General features: G+C 62.7%; 23 protein-coding genes and 1 pseudogene. 16 read left to right on the top strand and 8 right to left on the bottom strand.

Going from position 1 to position 21,734, the window contains the following annotated elements:
• The first annotated feature begins 203 nt into the window (after positions 1–203).
• From FLM21_RS02070 to FLM21_RS02060, 3 genes are all read left to right on the top strand, one after another.
• Positions 204–383, top strand: coding sequence for a protein MIGRI (locus FLM21_RS02070; RefSeq protein ID WP_148713972.1), 180 nt, complete (start codon positions 204–206; stop codon positions 381–383).
• Between the two features lie 39 nt (positions 384–422).
• Entirely contained in the window at positions 423–1,382 is a 960-nt protein-coding gene (gene msrP, locus FLM21_RS02065; RefSeq protein WP_246120805.1) for a protein-methionine-sulfoxide reductase catalytic subunit MsrP, read from the top strand.
• A 266-nt stretch (positions 1,383–1,648) separates the two neighbouring features.
• Complete coding sequence (locus FLM21_RS02060; RefSeq protein WP_148713971.1) at positions 1,649–2,179, top strand: hypothetical protein; 531 nt, start codon at positions 1,649–1,651, stop codon at positions 2,177–2,179.
• Here FLM21_RS02060 and FLM21_RS02055 read toward each other — a convergent pair.
• The 3 genes from FLM21_RS02055 to pth are packed head-to-tail and all read right to left on the bottom strand — an operon-like array spanning position 2,176 to position 4,484.
• Positions 2,176–3,237 carry a CobW family GTP-binding protein gene (locus FLM21_RS02055; protein WP_187360051.1) on the bottom strand — a complete coding sequence of 354 codons (1,062 nt, stop codon included), beginning with the start codon at positions 3,235–3,237 and terminating at the stop codon, positions 2,176–2,178. The two genes, FLM21_RS02060 and FLM21_RS02055, sit on opposite strands and share 4 nt — an antisense overlap.
• A 2-nt stretch (positions 3,238–3,239) precedes the next feature.
• On the bottom strand, positions 3,240–3,860 hold the full coding sequence (locus FLM21_RS02050) for a ParA family protein (RefSeq protein ID WP_148713969.1): 621 nt from the start codon (positions 3,858–3,860) through the stop codon (positions 3,240–3,242).
• 3 nt (positions 3,861–3,863) lie between these two features.
• Complete coding sequence (gene pth / locus FLM21_RS02045) at positions 3,864–4,484, bottom strand: aminoacyl-tRNA hydrolase (RefSeq protein WP_148713968.1); 621 nt, start codon at positions 4,482–4,484, stop codon at positions 3,864–3,866.
• 257 nt (positions 4,485–4,741) lie between these two features.
• Here pth and FLM21_RS02040 point away from each other — a divergent pair, with 257 nt between their 5' ends.
• Positions 4,742–4,945: a cold-shock protein gene (locus FLM21_RS02040; RefSeq protein ID WP_148713967.1), complete on the top strand. Its 204-nt coding sequence runs from the start codon at positions 4,742–4,744 to the stop codon at positions 4,943–4,945.
• 61 nt (positions 4,946–5,006) lie between these two features.
• Here FLM21_RS02040 and def read toward each other — a convergent pair whose 3' ends face one another.
• Positions 5,007–5,531: a peptide deformylase gene (def, locus tag FLM21_RS02035; protein ID WP_148713966.1), complete on the bottom strand. Its 525-nt coding sequence runs from the start codon at positions 5,529–5,531 to the stop codon at positions 5,007–5,009.
• Between the two features lie 101 nt (positions 5,532–5,632).
• On the opposite strand from def, the gene rstA reads away from it, so the two are divergent.
• From rstA to FLM21_RS21640, 10 genes and pseudogenes are all read left to right on the top strand, one after another.
• The gene (rstA, locus tag FLM21_RS02030; protein ID WP_148713965.1) at positions 5,633–6,361 is read left to right on the top strand and encodes a two-component system response regulator RstA; all 729 of its coding nucleotides are present in this window, start codon (positions 5,633–5,635) and stop codon (positions 6,359–6,361) included.
• Between the two features lie 30 nt (positions 6,362–6,391).
• Positions 6,392–7,687 carry an ATP-binding protein gene (locus FLM21_RS02025; RefSeq protein WP_148713964.1) on the top strand — a complete coding sequence of 432 codons (1,296 nt, stop codon included), beginning with the start codon at positions 6,392–6,394 and terminating at the stop codon, positions 7,685–7,687.
• 72 nt (positions 7,688–7,759) lie between these two features.
• Complete coding sequence (locus FLM21_RS02020; protein ID WP_148713963.1) at positions 7,760–9,016, top strand: glutamate-5-semialdehyde dehydrogenase; 1,257 nt, start codon at positions 7,760–7,762, stop codon at positions 9,014–9,016.
• A gap of 57 nt (positions 9,017–9,073) precedes the next feature.
• Positions 9,074–9,364 carry a chorismate mutase gene (locus FLM21_RS02015; protein WP_148713962.1) on the top strand — a complete coding sequence of 97 codons (291 nt, stop codon included), beginning with the start codon at positions 9,074–9,076 and terminating at the stop codon, positions 9,362–9,364.
• 1 nt (position 9,365) lies between these two features.
• Positions 9,366–9,998, top strand: a complete 633-nt coding sequence (gene nadD / locus FLM21_RS02010; protein ID WP_148713961.1) for a nicotinate-nucleotide adenylyltransferase — start codon at positions 9,366–9,368, stop codon at positions 9,996–9,998.
• Complete coding sequence (gene rsfS / locus FLM21_RS02005) at positions 9,995–10,366, top strand: ribosome silencing factor (protein ID WP_148713960.1); 372 nt, start codon at positions 9,995–9,997, stop codon at positions 10,364–10,366. The genes nadD and rsfS overlap by 4 nt, the downstream gene beginning before the upstream one ends.
• 138 nt (positions 10,367–10,504) lie before the next feature.
• Positions 10,505–11,431, top strand: a complete 927-nt coding sequence (cysD, locus tag FLM21_RS02000) for a sulfate adenylyltransferase subunit CysD (protein WP_148713959.1) — start codon at positions 10,505–10,507, stop codon at positions 11,429–11,431.
• A 52-nt stretch (positions 11,432–11,483) separates the two neighbouring features.
• The gene (cysN, locus tag FLM21_RS01995; protein ID WP_148713958.1) at positions 11,484–12,923 is read left to right on the top strand and encodes a sulfate adenylyltransferase subunit CysN; all 1,440 of its coding nucleotides are present in this window, start codon (positions 11,484–11,486) and stop codon (positions 12,921–12,923) included.
• Positions 12,924–13,566: 643 nt separating this feature from the next.
• On the top strand, positions 13,567–13,785 hold the full coding sequence (locus FLM21_RS21475; protein ID WP_222846752.1) for a hypothetical protein: 219 nt from the start codon (positions 13,567–13,569) through the stop codon (positions 13,783–13,785).
• 50 nt (positions 13,786–13,835) lie between these two features.
• Positions 13,836–14,237 (top strand): annotated as a pseudogene (locus FLM21_RS21640) (UDP-N-acetyl-D-glucosamine dehydrogenase); the annotation flags it as partial.
• Here FLM21_RS21640 and FLM21_RS01985 read toward each other — a convergent pair.
• A protein-coding gene (locus tag FLM21_RS01985; protein ID WP_373281771.1) for an IS3 family transposase occupies positions 14,238–15,343 on the bottom strand; the annotation gives its coding sequence in 2 pieces (ribosomal slippage) (positions 14,238–15,094 and positions 15,094–15,343; 1,107 coding nt in all).
• An 18-nt stretch (positions 15,344–15,361) separates the two neighbouring features.
• On the opposite strand from FLM21_RS01985, the gene FLM21_RS01980 reads away from it, so the two are divergent.
• Both FLM21_RS01980 and FLM21_RS01975 read left to right on the top strand, forming a co-directional pair.
• The gene (locus FLM21_RS01980) at positions 15,362–15,715 is read left to right on the top strand and encodes a hypothetical protein (RefSeq protein WP_148713957.1); all 354 of its coding nucleotides are present in this window, start codon (positions 15,362–15,364) and stop codon (positions 15,713–15,715) included.
• A 623-nt stretch (positions 15,716–16,338) separates the two neighbouring features.
• Complete coding sequence (locus tag FLM21_RS01975) at positions 16,339–17,406, top strand: glycosyltransferase family 4 protein (RefSeq protein ID WP_148713956.1); 1,068 nt, start codon at positions 16,339–16,341, stop codon at positions 17,404–17,406.
• Positions 17,407–17,656: 250 nt separating this feature from the next.
• Here FLM21_RS01975 and asnB read toward each other — a convergent pair whose 3' ends face one another.
• From asnB to FLM21_RS01960, 3 genes are all read right to left on the bottom strand, one after another.
• Positions 17,657–19,546, bottom strand: a complete 1,890-nt coding sequence (gene asnB / locus FLM21_RS01970) for an asparagine synthase (glutamine-hydrolyzing) (protein ID WP_148713955.1) — start codon at positions 19,544–19,546, stop codon at positions 17,657–17,659.
• A gap of 70 nt (positions 19,547–19,616) precedes the next feature.
• A complete protein-coding gene (locus tag FLM21_RS01965) occupies positions 19,617–20,693 on the bottom strand; it encodes a glycosyltransferase family 2 protein (protein WP_148713954.1) in 1,077 nt (358 codons plus the stop codon).
• A 71-nt stretch (positions 20,694–20,764) separates the two neighbouring features.
• Entirely contained in the window at positions 20,765–21,724 is a 960-nt protein-coding gene (locus FLM21_RS01960; protein ID WP_148713953.1) for a Gfo/Idh/MocA family oxidoreductase, read from the bottom strand.
• Positions 21,725–21,734: the final 10 nt, after the last annotated feature.

The raw sequence follows: 21,734 nt of genomic DNA, 5'->3' as shown, positions 1-21,734 counted from the left end.
CTTTCACCCACTTTTTCCCACTGCGCCCCACTATAGAGGAAAAAAAACGCCCTCACAAGGGGCGGATTCGGAAATTCCGTTTTGATACAATCACTTACGTCGGCGATTGCATGACAAATCACTGATATACAAAACAAAATAAAATGAAGCCTCAAGCTCACATTCTTAAAGTGCTACTTTAAGTAAGGACATTCAGCCCGCCCATGTTGCCCAAACTGTTGCGTCTGGCGCTCTACCTCCTCGCGACCTGGGCCGTACTGGTGCTGGTGATGAGTTGGTTCAAGCCGCAGTGGCGGCGTGAGCTCGACCGCGCGATGCGCATCGCCGCAACGGTGTTGCTGCTCACCGCCATTGGTGCGCTCGGCTGGCACTTGTCGCGCTGAATCCGGTCCGATGTCATCGGAAGGCGCTTGCGCCGACTGATGCCCATTGCCTGTGAGGAACGCACCATGGCGCTGCGCTACGATCTGCCCACCGCTTCCGAGATCACGCCGGAAACCGTCTACCTGGAACGCCGCCGCTGGATGCAGGGCCTGGCCGGTCTTGCACTGGCGCCACTGCTGCCCGAGGCAACCGGCGCGACAAACCCATCGGCACTGGCGGCGCGGCCGGGACGTTTCAGCACCAGCGAGACGCGCAACAGCCTGGAACAGATCACCGGCTACAACAATTACTACGAGTTCGGCACCGACAAGGACGAACCCGCGCGCAATGCCCACACGCTACGGCCTCGCCCGTGGGCCGTCATCGTGGAAGGCGAGTGCGAGGCGCCGCGTACTTACGATATCGATACGCTGCTCAAGCTCGCGCCACTCGAGGAGCGAGTGTACCGGCTGCGCTGCGTCGAGGGCTGGTCCATGGTCATCCCTTGGGTTGGCTTCGAACTCGGTACACTGCTGCGGCAGGTAAAGCCGACCTCTCGCGCCAAATACGTGGCCTTCACCACGCTGGCCGATCCCAAGCAGATGCCCGGCCTCGCCAGCGGCGTGCTCGACTGGCCATACACCGAGGGGCTGCGTATCGACGAGGCGATGCATCCATTGACGCTGCTGGCCGTCGGCCTCTACGGCAAGGCACTGCCCAATCAAAATGGCGCACCAATCCGGCTGGTCGTACCGTGGAAATACGGCTTCAAGAGTGCGAAATCGATCGTGCGCATCCGGCTGACCGAACAACAGCCGGCCACGGCCTGGAACAAGGCCGCCCCGCAGGAATACGGCTTCTACTCGAACGTGAACCCGGAAGTCGACCATCCGCGCTGGAGCCAGGGCAGCGAGCGACGCATCGGCGAGCTGCTGCGGCGCAAGACGGTGCTGTTCAACGGCTATGGTGAACAAGTGGCCGGCCTGTACCGTGGCATGGATCTGCGCCGCTTTTATTGATCAATACGTGCAAGTGTTGCGAAAACATCGCTTACACAGTCCGACCGCTCATCATTGACGGACGGGTCGCCTTTCCCGTGCTCGGCTTTTGTAGAAAAGACGCTAGCGCCTTGTTTTCAACTGGATATGTCGATTGCGACATGGGCGCAACAACTGCCGGAATGGTCGAATCCAGGCGACCGCCGGTGTCGATAAGGGGTTTTGCGCTTTCGTGAAGCCAGCCTTTGCGGTAAAAAATGGCGCTCGTATGACACTGGGGGTGGGGCATGCTGGACGTGGTATTCCGCAAGACGGATCTGGGCTCCGAAGAAGTGCGCTCGCGCGGTCACGCGCTCTCGCCCAAGCTGCGCCAGCTGCTGATCATGATCGATGGCAAGACCCCTGCCGGGCAGCTCGCGCTGCAACTGCCGGAAAAGGAAATGGTGCATCGGCTGATGGAGCTGGAATGGGATGGCTTCATCGAGCGTGTCGGCGGCGTTGCTGCCGGTGGTGCGATCTCCTCGCCCAAGCCGGCACCCGCACCAGTAGCCGCACCTGCGCCGGCGGCTCCCATCACGATCGCCGCCGGCACCATCAGCGCCGGCCAGGTGGCCCGCATCCGCAACATTCTCCACATGAGCAACCAGAACCAGCTGTCCGGCGCGCTCGACGATCTGCTGCGCCAGCTCGATGGCGCCGTCGACAAATCCGTGCTTGAAGCCGGCATCACGCGCTGGCTGACGTTGATGCGCGAGCGCGGCCACGAGGCCACGGCGCAGACCTATCTCGCGCAGATCCGCGCAGTGCTCAAGGGCTAGCCCGCCCCCTGCGAGGTGGCAGGCATCACCGCCGCCTGCAAGGCCGCTTCCAGCGCCGCCCAATCGGGCGGCGTTTCGCTGTCTACGATCACCTCGAAGCGGTTGTCACGACGATAGGCCGAGATCGCCGCGCCCGGCACGCCGTCGACCCAGTCGAAGCGATACCAGTCGCGCTCGGTATGGAACACACCCTTGGCGCGAGACAGCCCAACCAAACCCAGCTTGTCCGGTTCGCCAAACGCTTCGAACAGGTCAGCCACCAGATAGGACACGAACACCGTCTCCGGCGCGAACACCCAGCCGCAGCTGTGCGAGCCCAGGCTGGACTGCGTTTTTCTCAGTGGGTAGGACGGCGCCGCTTCCGCTGCCGACGTGGCTGGCTTGCGGCGAGTCGGGGCCAGGCCGTGCGCACCGCTGTGCGGCGCCACCTCACCCCAGCGCGCAGCGTCGAGCTCCAGATCGAGCAAGGCGGGGTCGAACGCGCCCTGCGTCGCCTCGACCACCGCCAACTTGGCCGGATACAACGCCATCGCCAGCGCGCGGGCACGCTCCAGCTCGACGTGATTCGCCAGATCGATCTTGTTCAGCACCAGCACATCGGCCAATTCCAGTTGGGCACGCCAGGTTTCGTGCCCGGTGTAGCGCGCATCGTCGAGGTGCCGCGGGTCGAGCAGCGTGACGACGGCGCGCAACTCAAAGGCCTTGGCCTGCATCGGCTCGCGCAGCAAATCGACGATGCCTGCAGGGTGGCCCAGGCCGGACGGCTCGATCAGGATGCGATCGGGGCGCCGTGCCTTGACGATGCGGCCCAGCGCAGTGCGCAACATCGGGCTGGTGGTGCAGCAGATGCAGCCGCCGGGCACTTCGGCGACATCGAGGTTGGCGCCGGCCGCAGACAGTGTCGCGCCATCGATGCCGACCTCGCCAAATTCGTTGACCACCACAGCCCAGTATTCATCGGCCGGTTTGTCCGCCAGCAGCCGCGTCAGCGCGGTGGTCTTGCCGACGCCGAGAAAACCGGTGACAAGATTGACGGGGATGCGGGGTGGTAGGGTCATGATCACTTGAGCCAGTTGAGCAGCGGTTGCCATTGCGCCAGATCGCGGGCGTAGCGCAGGTGCGGCAGGTCGAACAGCGTCAGCCCGCGTGGCTGCAGCTGCACATAGAGTTGGGTGTCGCGGATACAGGTGACGAGCGGCAACGACTGCTCGGCGACGAACTCGGCGAAGCGCCGCGCTGCCTGCGTGCGCGGGTTGTAGCGCATACCGACCACGGCAACCCTGACCTTGTCCTTGCGCAGTGCCCGCGTCTCGCGCAGCGCCACAAAGAAATCGGTCAACGCCCAGGCATCGAAGCTCGCGGGCTGCGCCGGCACCACCACGTGGCTGACCACGGCCAGTGCCGCATCCAGCTTCTTGCCGTGCAAGCCGGCGGGGCTGTCGAGGATCGCTACCGTCGTGCCCTTCGGTGGCCGGGCCGGCTCGCCCGGTGCAAGGTCCCAGCCGGCAATGGCCGGGTAGTGCTCGGGCCGCAGATCCAGCCAGCGCCGCGCCGTATGCTGCCGATCCAGGTCGCCCAGCATCACCCCTTCGCCTTCCCACGCATAGTGGGCAGCCAGTTGGGTGGCCAGCGTCGATTTGCCGCTGCCGCCCTTGGGGTTGGCGACCAGGATGGTTTTCATCGTTCAGCCCTCGGGCGCCGCCTTGTGCGGGCGACGCTTGGCATCGTCCGTATGCAGCTTCTGCATCGCGCCACCGAGATCGCCGCCGAGCAGTTGCGGCACGATCAGGTGGGCGCGGTTCAACGTATCGTCGATCGGCCCCTGCTCCTCGGCGCGTGGCGGCTTCAGCACAAAGCTCGCCACCTGTGCCCGATCGCCCGGATGGCCGATGCCGATGCGCAGTCGCCAGTAATTGGGCGTGGACAGGTGCGCCTGGATGTCCTTGAGCCCGTTGTGGCCGCCGGTGCCGCCGCCCTGCTTCAACTTGATCTGGCCGGGCGGGATGTCGAGCTCGTCGTGCGCCACCAGGATTTCGTGCGGCAGAATGCGATAGAACTGCGCCACCGACACCACCGAGAGTCCGCTGCGGTTCATGAAGGTCTGCGGTTGCAGCAGCCACACTTCATGGCCGTGCAGCCGGGCACGGCCGATCAGGCCGTGGAACTTGTTGTCGTGCCGCAGCGTAGTGCCCCCGTCGCGCGCCAACTGGTCCACCCACCAGAATCCGGCGTTGTGGCGGGTGGCCGCATATTCGGCGCCCGGATTGCCCAGGCCGACGATCAATTTGATGGGTGTGGCGCTCATGCTGGTTGACTGGCCGCGCAGCGGCAAAATGGTTCGAGCCGCGCATTGTAACGTCTCGTGAACAACAAATGGCTAGACTTCGTGCCGCAATCGGTGTAGCGTGGCCGGCAGCAGTCGCATCAAAGCATGTATTCGAGCAGTTCCCAGCCCGTTTCACGACGGCGCGTCGCAAGTACTCCCGGCTACGTTTCTTGATCGTTTGCGAGATCAGGGCATGCGCCCGCTTTATTCAATTTGTTTTAGGAAGGAACGTAGCAATGGCTACCGGTACCGTTAAGTGGTTCAATGATTCCAAGGGCTTCGGCTTCATCACTCCGGATGATGGCGGCCAAGACCTGTTTGCCCATTTCTCCGAAATCCAGGGCAACGGCTTCAAGAGCCTGCAGGAAAACCAACGCGTTGAGTTCGAAGTGAAGCAAGGCCCGAAGGGTCTGCAAGCTTCGGCGATCCGCAAGGCCTAATCGCCCCTGCACCACAAAAAACCGCGGCCCTGCCGCGGTTTTTTGTTGCCTGGCGTACGTGCTAACTGCCGCGCTCCGGGAACAGCACCTCGGTGTAGCCGAGCTTGTGCAGATCGCGGATATGGAACGGATAAAGCACGCCATTCAGGTGATCGCACTCGTGTTGCACCACGCGGGCATGGAAACCATCCACGGTACGATCGATCGCCACGCCGTGTTGATCGAAGCCGGTGTAGCGCAACTTCAGGTGCCGCGGTACCAGGCCGCGCAGCCCGGGCACCGACAGGCAGCCCTCCCAGCCCTCCTCGATTTCGTCGGAGAGTGGCGTCAATACTGGATTCACCAGCACCGTCTCCGGCACCGGCTGCGCATCCGGATAGCGTGGATTGCTCTGGAAGCCGAAGATCACCACCTGCAGCCCCACGCCGATCTGTGGCGCGGCGATGCCGACCCCCTTGCTGGCCTGCATGGTGTCGAACAAATCGGCCACCAGCGCATGCAGTGCCGGGGTATCGAAGGCCGCCACCGGCTGCGCCACTTCGTAGAGGCGCGGATCACCCATCTTCAGCACGTCACGGATCGCCATGGCAGTTCCCATCTTGGATTGACCGAGGCGAGCTTAGCGCGAAACGCCTGCGCAGCGGCGGCGCGCTTCGTTACAATCGGGCATCCAAGCATGGGGGTGCCATGAAGCAACGTATCCTGTTCGTGGAAGACGACGGTGAGCTCGCAGAGCTGATCGGCGGCTTCCTGAAGAGCTTCGAGTTCGATGTCGAACACCTGCCCGACGGCAGCACCGTGATCGACCGCGTGCGGCAGAGCCCGCCGGACCTAGTGCTGCTCGACGTGATGTTGCCCGGCAAGGATGGCCTCACGCTGTGCCGCGAACTGCGCACCTTCTACAGCGAGCCCATCGTCATCCTCACCTCGCTCAACAGCGACATGAACCAGATCCTGGGCTTCGAGATCGGCGCCACCGACTACGTGGTGAAAACCACGCCGCCTGCGGTGTTGCTGGCACGTATCCGTGCCCACCTGCGCCAGACCCAGGCCGGCGCCAGCGCGGTACCGAGCACACCGACCAGCAACGGCAATCCGCAGACGCTGAACTTCGGCAAGCTGCAGATCGATGCGCGCAATCGCACCGCCACCTATGCAAAGGAACCGCTGCACCTTTCGACCGGCGATTTCGACCTGCTGTGGGAGCTGGCACGCCACGCCGGCGAGATCCTGTCGCGCGACCACCTGCTGAAGACGCTACGCGGCATCGAATACGACGGCATGGACCGCAGCATCGACGTCGCCATCTCGCGACTGCGCAAGAAACTGGACGACGATCCGAACGAGCCGCGCAAGATCAAGACCATCCGCCACAAGGGCTACCTGTTTGCCACCGACATCTGGTGGCAGGAGTGAGCGCGCGTCACCGCGCCGCGGAGCGTTGACATGCGCAAGCTGTTCCTGCGCTTCTACCTCACCGTCGTCGTCTGCTTCCTCGCCTCCGGCCTGTTGATCGGGGTGTTCTACAAGCAGATGCTGGAGCGCATCAATCGTCAGTACCTGAACGACGTGTTCCAGAGCACCATCATCATCGTCGAGAACGAGCTCGGTGCGCTGCCGCAATCGCTGTGGCACGACGAGATCACCCGCCTGCGCAGCAAGCTGCCGGTGCCGGTGAACATCGAGGCGGTCGAAGCCTACCAGCTAGGCCCAGCGCTGCAGCAGAGCCTGATGAATGGCGAAACGCTGTATCTGCCCAAGCGCAACATCTACATTCACCGTATCCCCGATACCCAGCTCGCCATCGAGCTCGGCCCGGTGGCCTTCCTCGCGCGGCTCGACAGCGTCTCCTGGCCGGACATCATCGGCCTGATCCTGATGAGCGCGGCGCTCGGCATTCCTACCTGGCTGTGGCTGCGGCCATTCTGGCGCGACCTGCTGGCGCTGACCCGCCAGAGCCGTGCGCTCGGGCGCGGCGATTTTTCCGCGCGCACCGAGCTTGAGGAATCGTCGCCGCTGGAACCGCTGTCCGGCACCATGAACCGCATGGCACAGGACATTGAAGAGCTGTCCAGCGGCCGCCAGGCGATGATCGATGCCATTTCGCACGACGTACGCACGCCGCTGGCGCGGCTGCGCTACCGGCTGGAAGCGGTGAAGGCCGGCGCCCCGGTCGATGGCTTCATCGCCGGCGCCGAGCGCGACCTCGCCCACATGGACCAGCTGGTCGAGGAGTGGCTGACACTGCGCACGCTGGAGCGCCCCGAGATGCGGCCCGAGGCGCAGCCGTTCGAGGCACTGCCGTGGCTGGCGCGCCAGCTCGACGAGTTAGCCGTGACCGGTGATGCAATCGAGTTCGTCAACGCCAGCGGCAGTGACGAACCCTGGCTGTGGGCTGATCGTTACTACCTCGGCCGCGCGCTCGGCAACCTCGTCAACAATGCGCGGCGCTATGGCGGCGGCCGGGTGCGAGTGACCTTCGCCTGGCAGGACGGCAACGCCGCACTGCATGTCGACGACGACGGCCCCGGCATTCCGGTCGATGCGCGCGAGCGGCTGCTCAAGCCGTTCGAGCGCCTGGAAGGCAGCCGCAACCGCAGCACCGGCGGCCATGGCCTCGGCCTCGCCATCACCGCCATGATCATGCAGGGGCATGGCGGTGCGCTGACCGTGGGCGATAGCGACCTCGGCGGTGCACGCATGAGCCTGTCCTGGCCCAGCCCGCTCACCGCTGAAGACTGAGCCCCCACTGCCGCTGCCGGCGCTTCCCCGCTACAATGGCTTGATTCTTCAAGCATCCGCCCCGGCAGCATCATGGATATCCAGCAATACATGCAAGACGTCGGCCGCCGTGCCCGCGCCGCCAGCCGCGCAATGGCCAAGGCCGACACCGCCGCCAAGAACCAGGCACTGAACGCCATCGCCGACGCCATCGTCCGCGATGCCGCGCTGCTGACCGCCGCCAACGAGCAGGACATGGCTCAGGCGCGCGCCGACGGCCTGGAACCGGCGCTGCTCGAGCGCTTGCAGCTTACCGAGAAAACCATCGCCACCATGGCCGAAGGCCTGCGCCAGATCGCCAGCCTGCCCGATCCGATCGGCAACATGGGCGACTTCAAATACCAGCCGACCGGCATCCAGGTCGGCAAGATGCGCGTGCCGCTGGGTGTGATCGGCATCATCTACGAAGCGCGACCGAACGTGACCGCCGATGCCGCAGGTCTCTGCATCAAGTCCGGCAACGCCACCATCCTGCGCGGCGGCCGTGAAGCCTTCCATTGCAACCAGGCCATCGCCCGCCTGGTGAAGGAAGGCCTCGCCACCGCCGGCCTACCCGAATCCGCAGTACAGATCATCGAGACGCCGGACCGCGCTGCGGTCGGCGAGCTGATCACCATGACCGCGTTCGTCGACGTGATCGTGCCGCGCGGCGGCAAGGGCCTGATCGAGCGCATCAGCCGCGACGCCCGCGTGCCGGTGATCAAGCATCTGGACGGCATCTGCCACGTCTACATCGACGACGAGGCCGATCCGGAAAAGGCCATCCGCATCGCCGACAACGCCAAGACCCAGCGCTACGCGCCGTGCAACACCATGGAAACGCTGCTGGTGAACGAGAACGTCGCCGACGTGATCCTGCCACCGCTTGCCGCGATCTACCGCGAGAAGGGCGTGGAGCTGCGCGGCTGCGCCGCCACCCGCGACATCCTGCCCGACGCGATCCCGGCCACCGAAGAAGACTGGCGCACCGAATACCTGGCTCCCATCCTGGCCATCCGGATCGTCGCCGACCTCGATGCGGCGATCGACCATATCAACACCTACGGCAGCCACCACACCGACGCCATCGTCAGCGAGAATTACACCAAGGCGCGGCGCTTCCTGCGCGAGGTGGATAGCGCCAGTGTGATGGTCAACGCCTCGACCCGCTTCGCCGATGGCTTCGAATACGGCCTGGGTGCCGAGATCGGCATTTCCACCGACAAGATCCACGCCAGAGGACCGGTGGGGCTGGAAGGCCTGACCAGCGAAAAGTGGATCGTGCTCGGTGATGGACATATCCGCAGCTGATCTTCTTGCTTGGCACAAGGCCCGCTTAGCGGGCCTTGTCGCATTGGAGCATTCCCTATGCAAACCGAACTCCAAACCCATGTACCTATTCTGCGAGCGCTGCGCGCCGAACTCGACGAACTTGATGCCCAGTGGCTGGCATTGCTGGCCCGGCGCTTCGCCATTACTGCCGAAGTCGGCCAGCTAAAGAAGCAGCACGGCCTGCCGGCGCGCGACCTCGAACGCGAAGCGCAACAACGTGCCCGCTTCGCCGCGCTCGCCAGCGAACACGGCATTGATCCCGAATTCGCGCAGAACCTGCTGCAACTGCTGCTCGACGAGGTGGTGGCGCGGCATCAGCGGGCGTGAGATGAACACCCTCGGCGTCTATGGCGGCACCTTCAATCCGATCCACCATGGCCATCTGGCGCTGGCGCGCGGCCTGCGCAATACCTTCGCATTACCGGAAGTGCGGCTGATCCCGACCGGCGAGCCACCACACCGGCCACCACCTCAGGTTCCAGCCGCACAGCGCTTTGCGTGGGTGCGTGATGCGCTGGCCGGTGAGGCGGGCCTCATCGCCGACGATATCGAGCTGCGCCGAAGCGGCTACAGCTATACCATCGATACGCTGACCCAGCTGCAGCGCGAGCGGCCGGACGCCTTGCTGGTCTGGCTCATCGGCGCCGACTCGCTGGCCCAGCTCCCGACTTGGCGCGACTGGCGGCAGCTGCTCGAGCTGGGTCATCTCGTCGTCGCAGCGCGGCCGGACACCGATCTGGCCAGCCTGCCCGCCGAAATCGCCGTCGAATTCGCCAGGCGGCGGCTCGAAGCCAAGCCTGATGCGCTGACAAAAGGTAAACTGTCGGTTTTGCCCAGCCCGCTATTACCGTTTTCCTCGACCGAACTGCGCGCGCGCCTCGCGTGCGGCGAGGATATCTCGGCGCAAAGCCCGGTCGCCCGGGCGATCATGGATAGCGGGCTCTACCGGAATCACGCATGAACGAACATACCGCACAGATGCGCGACATCGCTGTCGCCGCGCTGGAAGACATCAAGGCCAAGTACATCGAAATCCTCGATACCGAGGAGCTCACCGACCTGTTCGAGTGCATGGTGGTCGCCTCGGGCGACTCCAACCGGCAGGTGCGCGCACTGGCCAACAACGTGGCCGTCGAGCTCAAGGCCAAGGGCTTCGAAATCATCTCGACCGAAGGCGAGGAAAGCGGTGAATGGGTGCTGGTCGATGCCGGCAGCCTAGTGGTGCACGTGATGCTGCCCGCCGTACGCGACTACTACGATCTGGAACAATTGTGGGGCGGCCAGAAGCCGACCTTCAATCCCACCGGCCGCCCCTGGTCGGCAGTCTGAGCTACGGCGCCAGGGCAGGCTTCATAACGATATAACCAGCCTGTCTTTAGCCCCCCTCTACCTTGCGGTAGATTCGAACGTTCCCCTGTTTGTCGCCCGCGACCGGCCACGGCCGCGGGCCCGAGACCTGTACTGCCCATGAACACCATCAGCGAAACGCGCCTCACCCACCTCAAGCAGCTGGAGGCCGAGTCCATCCACATCATCCGCGAGGTCGCGGCCGAGTTCGACAACCCGGTGATGCTGTACTCGATCGGCAAGGATTCCGCCGTAATGCTGCATCTGGCCAAGAAGGCCTTTGCCCCCGGCAAGCCACCGTTCCCGCTGATGCACGTGGATACCACCTGGAAATTCCAGGAGATGTACAAGCTGCGCGACCAGCAAAAGGCCGAAGGCTGGAATCTGATCACCTACGTGAACGAGGAAGGCGTGAAAGCCGGCATCAACCCGTTCACCGCCGGCAGTGCCAAGCACACCGACGTGATGAAGACCGAGGGGCTGAAGCAGGCGCTGAACAAATACGGTTTTGACGCCGCCTTCGGTGGCGCCCGCCGCGACGAGGAAAAGAGCCGCGCCAAGGAGCGCGTCTACTCGTTCCGCGACAAGAACCATCGCTGGGATCCGAAGAACCAGCGCCCCGAACTCTGGAACATCTACAACTCGCGCATCGACAAGGGCGAGAGCATCCGTGTGTTCCCGCTGTCGAACTGGACCGAGCTCGATATCTGGCAATACATCTTCCTCGAGAACATCGAGATCGTGCCGCTCTACTTCGCCGCTGAGCGCGAGGTGGTCGACTACAACGGCGCGCTGGTGATGATCGACGATGAGCGCATCCTGCAGTACCTCACGCCCGAACAGAAAGCCACCATCCGCAAGGAATGGGTGCGATTCCGCACGCTGGGCTGCTACCCGCTCACCGGCGCAGTCGAATCACGGGCGCAGACGCTGCCCGACATCATCCAGGAAATGCTGCTGACCACCACCAGCGAGCGCCAGGGCCGCGTGATCGACCACGACTCCAGCGGCTCGATGGAGAAGAAGAAAATGGAAGGCTACTTCTAAGCCGCCGCGCCATCGCCGCCCGCCACTGACCGTATTCTGGACGTACCCGAACATGTCTCACCAATCCGACCTGATCGCCAGCGACATCCTCGCCTACCTCAAGCAGCACGAGAACAAGGATCTGCTGCGTTTCATCACCTGTGGCAACGTCGATGACGGCAAGTCCACGCTGATCGGCCGCCTGCTGCACGATTCCAAGCTGATCTTTGAAGACCACCTCGCCGCGATCAAGAAGGACAGCCAGAAGTACAACACCACCGACGACGAGTTCGATCTGGCGCTGCTGGTCGACGGCCTGCAGGCCGAACGCGAGCAAGGCATCACCATCGACGTGGCCTACCGCTATTTCAGCACCGACAAGCGCAAGTTCATCATCGCCGACTGCCCGGGGCACGAGCAGTACACCCGCAACATGGCCACCGGCGCTTCCACCTGTGATCTGGCGGTGATCCTGATCGATGCCCGCTACGGCGTGCAGACCCAGACCCGTCGCCACAGCTACATTGTCAGCCTACTCGGCATTCGCCATGTGCTGGTCGCGGTGAACAAGATGGACCTGGTCGACTTCTCGGAAGCGCGCTTCAACGAGATCAAGGCGGCCTACCTGGAATTCGCCGGTGCGCTGAACATCCCCGACATCCGCTTCGTGCCGATCTCGGCGCTGAAGGGCGATAACGTGGTCAACGCCTCCACGCAGACCGCGTGGTACGACGGCGGCACGCTGATGCAGCTGCTGGAAGCCGTCGAGGTGAACCGCAACGCCCAGCTCGACGCGTTCCGCCTGCCGGTGCAATACGTGAACCGGCCCAACCTCGACTTCCGCGGCTTCTGCGGCACCATTGCCGCCGGCCACATCGCTCCAGGCGATGACGTCGTCGCACTACCGTCGGGCAAGCGCTCCAAGGTAAAGGCCATCGTCACCTTCGAAGGCGAGCAAGCCGACGCCTTCGCCGGCCAGGCCATCACGCTGACGCTGGACGACGAGATCGACATCAGCCGCGGTGATCTGATCGTACGCGCCGACGATGCCCAGCCCAATGTGGCCCAGGCCTTCGATGCCCACGTGGTATGGATGAACGAATCACCGCTCGTTGTCGGCAAGGAATACGCGATCAAGCTCGCCGGGAAGAGCGTGTTCGGCCGCGTCAGCAAGATCGCCCACCGCATCGACGTGAACACCATGGCACAGCTCGATGCTGAGCAGATCGGCCTCAACGAAATCGCCCTGGTCACACTCGAAGTCAACGCCCCAGTGGTATTCGACCCCTACATCCAGTGCCGCGGCACTGGCAGCTTCATTGTGATCGACCGCCTGAGCAACGCCACGGCCGGTGCCGGAATGATCGCTAGCGTCGCCGCTTCGGCCAGCAAATCACTCGATGAAATGGACGAACTGGAACGCTACCGCGCGTTCGAGGTGGAGCTGAATGGGCTGGTGCGGAGATATTTTCCGCACTGGGAGGCGGTAGATTTGAGCAAATTGGTGCGCTGAGCCCCACCGTCGACCAATAAGAAACTTCCTGAACGGCGGTTTTGTATTGACCCAGTGAAAACCTGCTCAGGTGTTATCGTTGGGAGGAAGACACCATGAGTATGTTGACGGACGAAGAAATCAAACGCTAGACCGCGAAGCGCAAGACAGCGCTGGTGCCGGAGATCATCCAGCGCAAGACCAACGTGTCAGAGGTGAGCAGACCTGTGGCCTACCCCCGTCGTGAGATTGATAGCCGGATGGAAGACGGGCGCTAGGGCATGTAAAAAAAAGCAGCCTTGCAGGGCAAGGCCGAGCAGTGGTCGAGAAAATCCGCTAGGGACTGCAGGCCGACGGCATCACCGCCGCGATCAGAAAGCGGTGCTGGTGGTTCGAAGTGCTACGGCGCTGTGTACTCGCTCGTGAAGACCACGCCGGTGCTGCAAGGCCGCTTCGTGGCCACAATCACGGCCTTGATCTGCCTAGCCTCCTTCAGTAAAACGCTGGCGTTCGAAAGTACAGATTTCTGGCACATTTGTTGCCTATCTTGACAGGGCGATTTGTCATCCAGAAAGTCAAAGCTTGCCTAAGAGCGGATCGCGTTTGCGCTGCACCTAGTCGATTCCGGCACACTGCAGTTTTGTCGCGGTAAATATAGGCTACCGTGACTCCCCTCGATCCCTTTGCCCAACATATCCAAGACCGCTCTCTCACCGTGGGCATCTATGGTTTGGGCTATGTGGGGCTGCCATTGGCGCTGCGTTTCGCCGAAGTTGGCGGCAAGGTGTTGGGCTTCGACATCGATCCAGTCAAGGTCGCCAAGCTCAACTGGGGCGAAAGCTATATCGAACGGATCGAACCTAGGTTAATCCAAGCTGCGTAGACTCAGGGGCTGACGGCCAGCAGCGACTTTGCCCGCACACCGAGGCAGACGTACTGATCCTCTGCGGACCTACCCCATTGGATGCCCATGATGCTCCAGATCTGAGCTTTATCTTGAACGCGGTCCAGGCCATTCTGCCGCACTTTCGCGCGGGCCAGCTGATGAGCTTGGAGAGGACCGCCTGGCCCGGTACTACGGACGAGGAGTTAGCCCCACGCCTTGCTGCTTGGCGCTCTATCCCGCGCGAAAACTGTGCGCTGGTGTTGTCCAGCGCGCGAAGAGCCCGGGAGCACAGACTACGGCACCGCCGATATCCTAAAGTGGTGGGCGGGAAGACGCGGCGCTATTTGGCACTGGGTGATGCGCTCTACCAACTGGCGGTACGCCGCACCTTACCAGTAAGCAGCACCCGGGGGGCGAAGTTGACCTTCCCCCACGGAGTGAACCACTAATTAGTTAGCGATTTGCTCATGTTGGGGTTGATGGGTTTCCCAATACTGCATCGGGGTCTGGTACTGCAGGGCACTATGCGGCCGGACATGATTGTAGTCCTGTCGCCAAGATTCGATCATGGTTCGGGCTTGGGCCAGGTTGTGAAACACCAACTGGTTCAGGCACTCCTCCCTTAGTCGGCCATTGAAGCTCTCGATGAAGGCGTTCTCCACCGGTTTGCCGAGCCGGATGAATTGCAGCTTCACCCCATGGCGATGCGCCCATTCATCCAGTGCCCGACTGGTGAACTCCGGACCATTGTCGACCTGAATCAGCGCGGGCAAGCGGCCACCCAGGCGCAGTTGCTCCAGTACCCGTGCCACTCTGACACCAGAGAGTGAGTGATCCACTTCGATCCAGACGGCCTCACGATGCCAGGTGTCGATGATCGCCAGCAGGCGAATACGTCGGCCATTCCATAAACTGTCTGCCACAAAATCCATCGCCCAGCGCTGATCAGGTCCGGCTGCCAGCGGCAACACCACGCGCAAGTGACTGGGGCGTTTCTTGCGATGACGTAAACGCAACGACAAGCCTTCTTCACGGTAAAGCCGCTCCACCCGCTTGTGGTTGATACGCCAGCCTTCCCGCTGTAGCAGCACATGCAGCCGCGGCGCACCAAAGCGCCGCCGTTGTGCAGCCAGCTCACGCAGGCGTTGCCGCAATACCGCATTGGGGTCAGGCGGTGGCTGATGGCGCAGGGTATTGCGCGCGATCTGGACCAATGCACAGGCCCGCCGTTCCGAGATGCCGTGCGCCAGCATCAACTGGCGTGCAACAGTACGGCGTTGAGCGGGCCGGCTCAGTTTTTTGCCAGCACTTCCTTGAGCATCTGGATGTCGAGGGCTTGGTCAGCGACCAGCCGCTTGAGGCGATTGTTCTCGTCTTCAAGTTGTTTGAGGCGCCGCGCTTCGGGGACGTCCATGCCGCCGAATTTGGCGCGCCACTTGTAGAAAGTGGCATCCGAGATGCCGTGTTTGCGGCACAGCTCGACAGCTGGCAGACCTGCTTCGGCCTCTTTGAGGATGGCGATGATCTGTTCATCGGTAAAACGGGACTTGCGCATGCGGGCTCCTTGGCCGTCATGCTAACTAATTCTTGGTATAGCTGGGTGGGGGAAGGTCACATCCCGATTGACCCCTTTTTCCGGACCTGGAAGGCCAAGGAATACGGCGTCAACACCCGTTTTATCGAGCTGGCTGGCGAAATCAATCATTACATGCCGCACTGGGTGGTCCAGAAAGTGGCCGACGCGCAGAACGAGCATGCCAAGGCAGTGAAGGGCAGCTGCGTCCTAGTGCTGAGCATCGCCTACAAAAACATCGACGACACCCGAGAATCGCCCTCGTCGAGATCATGGACCTTCTACGCCAGCGCGGCGCCATGGTCGAATATAGCGACCCCCATCTTCCCTGCCATGCGCGAATACCTAGTTTGATCTGAGCTCCGTCCCGCTCACCGCTGAAGTCCTTGTCGGCTACGACTGCATGGTGCTGACCACCGACCATAACCACTTCGACTGTACGTTGCTCGTTAAGTACGCTCAGTTGCTAGTGGATACACGATGCAAGCTAGCAACGGCGTCCAATGTCGTTAATGCTTGACCACAGTGGCTATACCACCAATAACGACCGCTCTGATCAATAACGATAATCGTTCTTTATAAAATTTTAGGCAATGAACGTTATTTGGTGGTGGCATCAAGAAATCGAAATCAGTATGTTTTTTTAGTATCCTACGTATTCGGCAGTTTAAGAGGGCGCTGTGGCTGGTGCCATCGCATTAGGCTGCACGACTTCAATCTGAAAATAGTTCGTCAAATCTCAACCACATCCTGCCTTTGCTCCGGCGGTCAAGTTATGTCTCTCAGCGTGGAGTTATACTTGGTCAAGGACGTAGAAGGCTAGGCACGCTTGACGGATACGGCTCCAACGAGATCATTTTCGACCCGAAGAAATTCGACTGTCCGCTTGGGATGCTATATCGAAATCAACCCGTGCGTATCCCTATACTGGCTTGCTCAGGTAGCTCAGGCTGGCGCGCCTGTAACACCTCTAATGCTTGTTGACTCTCGAGGACGCTAGCTTGATTGACGGAGCCAAACCAGAAGGCATAGCCGCTAACCCGCAGATCTACAGCCCGATCGCGACCGGCAACGGCGCATATGTCGTACACCAGCGCCTCGCCCGCCAGCTTGTCGGGTATCAGATCGCCGGCTATTCTCCCTGGCTGACGCTCTGCCCACCACTGCTGCTCGGGCTGCACCGGCCGGCCGACATCCTGCACACCACCCCGGATTACGCACCCTTTCTTTGGCGACGTGACCAACGGCGCGTGATCACCCTGCACAACTACGTGCTCGATCCGTTCATGCAGGCATACAGCTCCGCGCTGCAGCGGCTGCACTACCGGACTGACCTGCGCGCCTTCACCCGGCGGGCGCTGGCCGGTGCCGATATCGTTACGGCGGTCAGTGCGGCCACGGCAGCCCGAGCACAGGAGGACCTCGGTTTCTCCGGCCCGATCCGCGTTATCTACAATGGCATCGATACCGACTTGTTCAAGCCCAGCTCGGCACCCCGGACTGAGCGAAGTGGACCGCTGCGGGTGCTGTTCTGCGGCAACCCAACCCGGCGCAAGGGCGCGCACTGGCTACCGGCCATCATCCGCGGCGCCGGCCGTGGCTTCGAGTTCTGGATCACTGCCGGCCTGCGCGGCCAGCCCCAGCTAGGTCGGCTGGCTGAGCTGCCCAATGTACGGCTGATTCCGCCCCGGCCGCATGCGGCAATGCCCGAGCTCTACCGGACCGCCGATGTGCTGCTGGCCCCCACCGTGCGCGAAGGCCATTCGCTCGCCATCCTTGAGGCCATGGCCTGCGGCTTGCCGTTGGTCGCCAGTGCGCTCCCGGAGGTGGCCGAGACCGTCTGCCACAGTGCCGGAGGTTTCTTGCTGCCGTTGGGAAAGACGGATGACTTCGTGGCGGCGCTACAGCAGCTGCGAGACAATGTTGTATTACGCCTACAATTCGGGCAATACAATGCCCGGCAGGTGATCAGCGAGGGTTGGACCGAGACACGCATGGTCGAGGACTACCGACAGCTCTTTGCCAGCCTGGCTAGCGGTGATTAGGCGCAGCAGGGCCGCGGCAATGGCCACGCCAGCCTTGCCGTTCCCGTACAAATCGGCTAGCAAGCACTCGGTGTGCTGCGCTCGGACAGCATAACGGCTATCCGGTCGACCTCGGTGTATGGACCCGGTAGAACCTGCACAGGTCAGCTTTGACAAACTGCGAGCGAGCCCCCAGCACAGTAACACTTCATGAACACACGACTCCAAGATTATAAAGGGTGAAGGCGGAGCGCTTGCTCGGATCCTCCGCTCACTGTAGCTGCAGCCAACGGCAGACATTGATCAGGCGCCAGCCCGTCGCCTGCCAGGGGCGTTCGCCACGCAACATGGCCCGCACCGTCAGCCGCACCTGCTCCACATCGAGAAAAGGCAGGCATTCGGCCGCCGACAGAGTGTGCTCGAGCTCGTCGGCCCGCTCCGACAACCAGTGGTATTCAGGCGTCTGAAAGCCAATCTTATCCCGGCGGTCCAGAATCGCATCCGGCACGATGCCGCGCAGCGCCGCACGAAACACACTCTTGGTCTCGCCTTCCGGCGAGAGTAGGTAATCCTCCGGCAGGCTCAACACAAACTCGGCTAATACCGGCGTCAGAAAGGGCACCCGGCTTTCCACTGACCAGCGCATCGAGTTGCGATCGCCGTGCCGAAGCAAGGACGCGAGACCGCCTCCGGTCAGCGAGGCGCGCAGCGCCTGCATCAAGCGTCGCCCACAGGCCTCTGAATCACTCGGAGTCGGCTCAAACCAGGCGACCGGAACGGACAGGTCGGCCAGATACGCCTGCCGCAGCCAGCGAGGGGCTGGGTCCTGCCCGGACAGCTGGCTGGCGACCCGCGCTAGGGTTGGCGAACCCAGTGCCGCTGCACCCAGCGCGAGGCCGGCCCGCCGCCAGCTCCCGCGGCCGGGCCAAGCTGCCCAGCACGGCAGGAGCCGGGCAATTTCGCCCCAGCGGCGCTGCTCCAGCAGGCTGGCCAGCCGCCAGCGCAGATAACCGGGGTAACCTGCCAGCAGTTCATCGGCGCCCTGCCCATCCAGCGTCACCGTCACGCCCGCCTCGCGAACGAGGCGGAAGACCCGGTACTGGGCAAAGATGCTGGTCGAACCGAAGGGCTCGCCCTGGCTGCGGATCAGGTCGTCAAGATCGGTCAACAGGTCCCCAGCCCCCAACTCTACCTTGTGCGCCACTGCGCCGACGCGGGCATTGACCTGATCGGCCCAACGCTCTTCATCGAACGGATCTCCCGGCGCCACGAAGCTGAAGGTGTGGATTGGCAGCGCCGGTTCCAGATGGCGCATGGCGCAGACGATGGCTGAGGAGTCCACCCCGCCCGACAACGCAGCCCCCAGCGGCACATCACTGCGCAGATGCAGCCGCACACTGTCTAGAAACATCGCCCGTAACGCCTCGGCCGCCTGGCCAAAGCTCAGGTCACGGCGCTCAGTGATCTCTGGCCACCACCAGCGCTCCGGATGCGCCTGCCCGGGCTGCCGCAGATCGAGTTGCAGCAGATGACCGGGCGGCAACTGGCTGATGCCGGCGTGAAACGTCCTGCCCCCCCGGTCATAGCGTCCGGTGAGTAGATATTCGACCACCTGTGCCGCATCCGCCTGCAGGGGCCCGGGCAGCAGCTGGCGTAAAGCGCCCAGTTCGGAAGCGAAGCGCACGCCGTCGGCGTTGCAAGCGTAAAACAGCGGCTTGATGCCGAAATGATCGCGGACCAGCGTCAGGCTACACGCCACGCGGTCCAACACGGCAAACGCAAACATGCCGGTCAGCCGGCTCAGGCAGGCAAGCCCCCACTGTGCCCAGGCTGCCAGCAACACTTCGGTATCCGAATGGCCGGCAAAGTGGTGACCGAGTTGCTGCAGTGCCTGCCGCAGCTCCGGATAGTTGTAGATTTCGCCGTTGAATACGAGCCAATACCGCTCGCTGGGATCCTGCATCGGCTGGTGCCCGGCGGCGGAGAGGTCAATGATCGACAGCCGGGTATGCCCGAGCGCCAAGTGCCCGCCGGCGATCGGCAGCGCCACGCTACCAGCATCATCCGGCCCCCGATGCGCCAGCGCCCGCAAAGCCCTGCCTAGTGCAGCCTCCGGCAAGGGCGTGGCGCCCCTCGAAAAGTACCCCAAAATCCCGCACATCAGCTCAGCCCTCTTTTGAACGTGGCTGCGGTTGTTCGGTCACGGCGCGGGGGAAGCGCTGCGAATGTCGTCAAAACCAGTCTCCGAAACGCTTGCCGGTGGTACTCCGGTTCTCGATATCGAGATCGCGCTGACGACGTGCTGCATCGATCCGTGCCTTGAGGCTAGCGCTGCGGCCAAGCCGGCTCAGCCGATAACCGAGCTCGGCCACCCGCCTGAGCGCCCGTGGCCGGGCATCCAGCCACAACAGTGCTGCCCACGCCCAGCCGCGCCAGCCGAACGCTTGGCGCAGCAACTGTCGGAGTTCTGTCAGCGAAGTCCGGTCTTCGTCCACCAGCGCGTGCCAGAAGATCGCCCGGACATGCCCCGTAACCCCGTGCGAATGGCCCGCCAGCAGCCGGCTGCGAATCGCCCGGCTGCTTGTGTGGTGTTGCACCAGCACGGCGGCCATAAGCAGGCCGGTGAGGCTCCGGAGCCAGTAAGCCTTGGTGGTGATGTTCAGTGATTCGGCTAGCGGCCTGCCGATTTCAAAGTCAACCGCCTCGATCGGATGGCGGCCTTGGGCATCGTGCATGGCCAGAAATCCGAACACCGTTTGCGGCCAGACAATCGCCTCGATCTCTCCCCGAATACCCCGGTTGTTGACCGCCCGCACCGCGGCCTCCCGGTCGACCACCCCGGCCCAGGCGTTGCCATATTCGTAGAAGAGCGAAAGCGCCTCATCGAAGCGCAGCTCACCGGTTCCTGCACCGCGAATCCGCCCGGCCCACAGCGCCTGAATCACAGCTACCGGCCGTTTCTCGGCCAACAAGTGCAGAAGGCGGCCAAACGTATCGGGGTTTAGCTGATCATCGTCACCCAGAAACATGAAATAATCGCCGCACGCGGCATAAAGCAGCGAAACCAGATTGCGGCTCACGCCAATGTTCTCCGGGTGGCGGACGTGCCGCGCGGCGAGCGCGGCCGGTTGCCGCATCAACCAGTTCGCAATGATGTCCGGGGTGGCGTCGCCCGAGCAGTTGTCCGAAAGAATGACTTCGATCTGATCGGCAAAAGGGCTGACGCTCGCCGTCAATGCCTGCAGCATGACATCAAGACAACAGCTCCGGTTGTAGGTCGGAATCCCGATGCTCAGCAGTCTATTCATTGTTCAAAGTCACCCCAGGCTGTCGCCCACCGATTTCCGCCCAAGCCCAGCATTCATGACTTGCGCTGTTCTCAAACACCGGCCAACTGCTCCGCGTTTGCCCAGAGCGCATGGGTCTGTCGGTAAAGCGACACATATCCTGCATCGTCGGAATCGAAAGAACCAAGCAGGCGTTCCAGCACCGTGACGCGCTTGTCCTGGCCATCGGAGCTGACAGCTCCCTCAAAGGGACTCGCTGCGGCGTAAACCCGCTGCGTTTGGCCCAGTTCATCCACCACGGCAATCGAAAACTCGCTGACCGGGACGTTGATCAATACCTCCACCTCAAATTCAGGTCGCGCGGCACCGGCAAACGTCGCCTGCCAGCCCAGGGCCTGGCCCTCACCCGATTTAGCCAACCGGCTCTGGCTCACCCTTGCGTAATCCAGTGACGCGAGCACCGCCAAAAGGTGAATGCCGTAAAAGCGCACCACACCACCGCCGAGCGCGTGATGACGCTTCCAGATTTCCTTGTTTTTGACAATGTGGTCTGCCATGAAATGCCAGCGGAGCATGACCCGCCGCAGTGGCCGAACGCACAGACCCAGCAATAGGGGATACCAATCGGCATACAGAAAGGTGTAGCCAACCCGGATTTTTCTTTCACAGCACGCAAGATCGGCGAGGGTTCGCACTGCAATCTCCGGGCTCGGCGCGAGCGGCTTTTCCAGCACCACCCTGCGCAGTTGATCGGCATGGAGAACGGCGGGCAGCCATTCCACCTGCGCGGCCGGCGGCACGGCCAGCACCACCCCGTCAGCGCGGGCCAGCGCCGCCTCGATCGAGGGTTGCCAGTGCACCCGACTGTCGAAGGGCCGCAGCTCATCGCGGGCGAGGAGAATCGGCCGGTATTTCTCGGGCAACAGCACCGGCCCACTGCCCAAGCGCAGGAGCGCCGGCAGGTAGCCATATAGGCCGAACCCGCTGCCGATCACTGCAAATCTGGCGCCGTCATCCCACATCTTTTTGTCAGATTCAGAGATTGCCGGCATGCGCGTGGCC

Source organism: Chitinolyticbacter meiyuanensis (assembly GCF_008033135.1).
Classification (GTDB): Bacteria; Pseudomonadota; Gammaproteobacteria; order Burkholderiales; family Chitinibacteraceae; genus Chitinolyticbacter; species Chitinolyticbacter meiyuanensis.
This window is presented reverse-complemented; position numbering and strand designations above follow the sequence as displayed.